Source organism: Agromyces binzhouensis, from assembly GCF_004135055.1.
Lineage (GTDB): Bacteria > Actinomycetota > Actinomycetes > Actinomycetales > Microbacteriaceae > Agromyces > Agromyces binzhouensis.
Window position 1 is genome coordinate 1 of record NZ_SDPL01000294.1, and the last position, 4,001, is coordinate 4,001.

At 71.5% G+C, this 4,001-nt stretch carries 3 protein-coding genes; 1 reads left to right on the top strand and 2 read right to left on the bottom strand.

What is annotated here, in order from left to right; genetic code table 11:
* The first annotated feature begins 197 nt into the window (after nt 1-197).
* The gene (locus ESO86_RS12790; protein WP_129235371.1) at nt 198-857 is read left to right on the top strand and encodes a trimeric intracellular cation channel family protein; all 660 of its coding nucleotides are present in this window, start codon (nt 198-200) and stop codon (nt 855-857) included.
* 102 nt (nt 858-959) lie between these two features.
* Here ESO86_RS12790 and leuA read toward each other — a convergent pair whose 3' ends face one another.
* Both leuA and ESO86_RS12800 read right to left on the bottom strand, forming a co-directional pair.
* A complete protein-coding gene (leuA, locus tag ESO86_RS12795) occupies nt 960-2,735 on the bottom strand; it encodes a 2-isopropylmalate synthase (protein ID WP_129235372.1) in 1,776 nt (591 codons plus the stop codon).
* Nucleotides 2,736-2,980: 245 nt separating this feature from the next.
* Nucleotides 2,981-4,001: ABC transporter permease (locus tag ESO86_RS12800; protein WP_165307787.1), on the bottom strand; the 1,021-nt coding region annotated here is incomplete at its 5' end.

Consider the following 4,001-nt stretch of genomic DNA (forward strand, 5'->3'; position numbering starts at 1 on the left):
TCGCCCGGGCCTGGCTCGCCGCGCGCGGCTCGCGGCGGCCGACCGCCGCGTTCCGCCTGCCGGGAACGCGGTTCGAGGCGTTCCGGTCCGGCGCGAACCTCGTGCCGGGCGAGCCGTACGGGTCCATCACGTTCGAGCAGTACCTCGGTCGCGCGCGCTGACCCGAGCCGCGGCATCCGTCGTGGTAGAACCGGTGCATGACCGTCGCGCCCTTCACGATCCCGCTCTGGGCCGACCTCGCGGCGGTCGGCATCGGCGCCCTCCAGGGCGCCATGTTCGCGTCGCGGATCAAGGAGCACCGCATCGACCTGCTGGGCGTCGCGCTCATCGGCATCATCGTCGGGCTCGGCGGCGGTCTCCTCCGCGACCTGCTGCTGAACCAGCTGCCCGCGGCGATGCGCAGCAACTGGTACCTCGTCGTCGCGACCGCCGCGGCGCTCGTGGGGATGCTCCTCATCCGGATCTTCGACCGCCTGAACTCGCTGATCATCGCCCTCGATGCGATCACGATCGGCCTGTTCGCGGCCATCGGCACCACGAAGGCGCTCGCCTCGGGCCTGCCCGAGGTGCCCGCCGTCTTCGTCGGCGTGGTCTCCGCCGTCGGCGGATCGATCCTCCGCGACGTGACGTTGAACCTCCCCATCGCGCTCATGCACGTCGGCTCGCTCTATGCGGTGGCCGCGGGCGCGGGGACGACCCTGCTCGTCACCCTGGTTCTCGTCGGCGCGAACATCCTGGTCGCGGCGATCGCGTGCGTGATCGTGACGACCGTCATCCGGCTGCTGTCGGTGAGGTTCGGGTGGAGCCTCCCCGAGCAGCGTGCGATCGGCACCTGGCGCGTGTGGCGCCGCGCCTGACCTCGGCCGGATGACGAGCACGCGTCATGAGGCGCCGTCGACGGCGCTTCGTGATCGCGGGCGGGCGACGCCGGATGCCGTGCCCGCCCGCGAACGGACGGATCAGGCCAGCGCCGGCTCGGTCTCCTCCTCGCGCACGCGCACCGCGCGCAGCGCCCGGTTCACGGCCGAGACGACCGCCTTCAGCGATGCCGTCGAGATGTCGGGATCGATGCCGACGCCCCAGAGCGTGCGTCCCTCGACCTGGCACTCGACGTAGGCCGCGGCGATGGCGTCGCCTCCGGCGGACATGGCGTGCTCGCTGTAGTCGAGCACGCGCACGTCGACGCCCTCGGCCGCGAGCACCGACAGGAACGCCGCGACGGGTCCGTTCCCGGAGCCGTCGGCGTCGACGCGCTCGTCGCCGTCCCGGAGGCCGACGCGCACGCGGACCTCGCCGGTCAGGTCGCTCTCGCTCCGCATCGAGAGCAGCTCGAACCGGCCCCACTTCTCGTCGGGTCGCTCCTGCGGCGCGGGGAGGTACTCGTCGTTGAAGATCGCCCAGATCTGCTCGCTCGTGACCTCGCCGCCCTCGGCGTCGGTCTTGGCCTGCACGACGCCCGAGAACTCGATCTGCAGTCGGCGGGGCAGGTCGAGCGCGTGGTCGGTCTTCAGCAGGTAGGCCACGCCGCCCTTGCCCGACTGGGAGTTCACGCGGATGACGGCCTCGTAGTTGCGGCCGATGTCCTTCGGGTCGACCGGCAGGTAGGGGACGGCCCAGGCGAGGTCGTCGACCGAGACGCCGCGGTCGGCGGCCTTGGCCTCCATGGCCTCGAAGCCCTTCTTGATCGCGTCCTGGTGCGAGCCCGAGAACGCCGTGTAGACGAGGTCGCCCGCCCACGGGCTGCGCTCCGGCACGGGCAGCTGGTTGCAGTACTCGGCGGTGCGCTTGACCTCGTCCATGTCGGACAGGTCGACCTGCGGGTCGATCCCCTGCGTGAAGAGGTTCATCGCCAGGGCGACGAGGTCGACGTTGCCGGTGCGCTCGCCGTTGCCGAACAGGCAGCCCTCGATGCGGTCGGCACCGGCCATGTACCCCAGTTCGGCGGCGGCGATCGCGGTGCCGCGGTCGTTGTGCGGGTGCAGCGAGAGGAGGACGTTCTCGCGGTACGCGAGGTGGCGGCTCATCCACTCGATCGAGTCGGCGTACACGTTGGGCGTGGCCATCTCGACGGTCGCGGGCAGGTTGATGATGACCTTGCGCTCGGGCGTGGGCTCGAGGACCTCCAGCACCTGGTTGCACACGTCGACGGCGAACTCGAGCTCGGTTCCCGTGTAGCTCTCGGGCGAGTACTCGTAGTAGACGGTCGTGCCGGGCACGGTCGCCTCCATCTCGCGGCACTTGCGCGCACCGTGCAGGGCGATGTCGATGATGCCCTGCTTGTCGGTGCGGAACACGACCTCGCGCTGCAGCACGCTCGTCGAGTTGTACAGGTGCACGATCGCCTGCCGGGCGCCGCGGATCGACTCGTAGGTGCGCTCGATCAGGTGGTCGCGCGCCTGCGTCAGCACCTGGATGGTGACGTCGTCGGGGATCGCGCCCTCGTCGATGAGGCTGCGGACGAAGTCGAAGTCGGTCTGGCTGGCGCTCGGGAAGCCGACCTCGATCTCCTTGTAGCCCATCCTGACGAGCAGGTCGAACATGATGCGCTTGCGCTCGGGGCTCATCGGGTCGATGAGCGCCTGGTTGCCGTCGCGCAGGTCCACCGCGCACCAGCGCGGCGCCTTCTCGATGCGCTTGGACGGCCACGTGCGATCGGGCAGTTCGACGCGGATCTGCTCGTGGAACGGGCGGTACCGATGGACGGGCATCGGCGACGGCTTCTGGTGGTTCTGCATGGGGTGCTCTTCTCGCTCTTCGGGGGTTTCAGCCGACGACGAACTCCGCAGCGAGGGAGGCCTGTGGACTAGGACTCGCTGCGGCAGCTAAGGAGAAGCAGGCCGTGAAGCACGGAACTAGGCTAACACCGCGCGCGCGGGCGAGCGCAACCATGACGACGACGGATGCCGCGGTCCGCCGCGGTACGCGGGGCGGGTGCCGCCCCCCAGATCGCCGGCACCCGCCCCGGGTCATCCGCCCCCGGTCACTCGATGGCGAGCGCCGCGACCGGAGAGACCGTCGTCGCCCGCCGGGATGGAGCGAGCGACGCGACGAGCGTCAGGACGCCCGCCGCGACGACGAGCACGCCGATGACGCCCCACGGGACCGACGGTGCGACGACGAGCGGCTCCCCCTGCACGCTGCCGAGCATCGCCTGTGCACCGGCCCAGCCGTAGAACGTGCCGAGCACGATCCCGGTCACCGTCGCGGCGGCCGTGAGCGCGGCGCTCTCGGCCAGCACCATCGCGCGGAGCTGCCGGCGCTCGAAGCCGAGCGCGCGCAGGAGGCCCAGCTCGCGGGTCCGCTGGAGGACGCTGAGCGAGAGCGTGTTGACGAGTCCGACCGCCGCGATGAGCGCGCTGAAGCCGATGAGGATCCCGAACACCGCGACCGTCGCGGAGACGGTCTGCTCGATGCCCGCGCGCAGGTCGGGTCGGTCCTCGGTCGCCGCGAGCAGCAGGTCGCGGTACGACTCCATCGCGACCGCGAACATCGTCACGAGCGTCACCCCGATGACGAGCCCGATCGTCATGCGCGAGCTCCGCTCCGGGTGGCGCACGGCGTTCTCCGCGGCGAGCCGCGCAGGCGGCGAGGTGCCCAGCGCCCGCCCGACCATGCGCAGGATCGGCGGCATCACGACGTGCGCGCCGAGCACGATCCCCGTGAACGACAGGACTCCGCCGACGAGGCCGACGAGGACTCCGAGCGGCGTGACGAGGCCGAGCGCGACGCCGATGAGGAGGAGCAGCGTGCCGACCGCCGCGAGCGTGGCTGCGGTCGCGGTCCGCCCGCGTCGAGCGGCGAGCTCCTCCTGGGAGCGTGCTGCGGCGTTGCCGAGCGCCTCCGACGGACGGACCGCGAGGACGCGACGCGAACCGGCCCATGCCGCGAGCCACGTCGTCAGCACGGCGACGATCACGGGCGGCAGCACCGACGGGTCGGCCCACGCGTGGTCGACCCGCGGCAGCACGTCCGCGACGGCCGCCCACTCGGCGAGCCCGATC

Bases quoted from the DNA above. Each gene is read 5' to 3' on its own strand.
- ESO86_RS12790 (WP_129235371.1), top strand. From the start codon at position 198: ATGACCGTCGCGCCCTTCACGATCCCGCTCTGGGCCGACCTCGCGGCG.
- leuA (WP_129235372.1), bottom strand. From the start codon at position 2,735: ATGCAGAACCACCAGAAGCCGTCGCCGATGCCCGTCCATCGGTACCGC.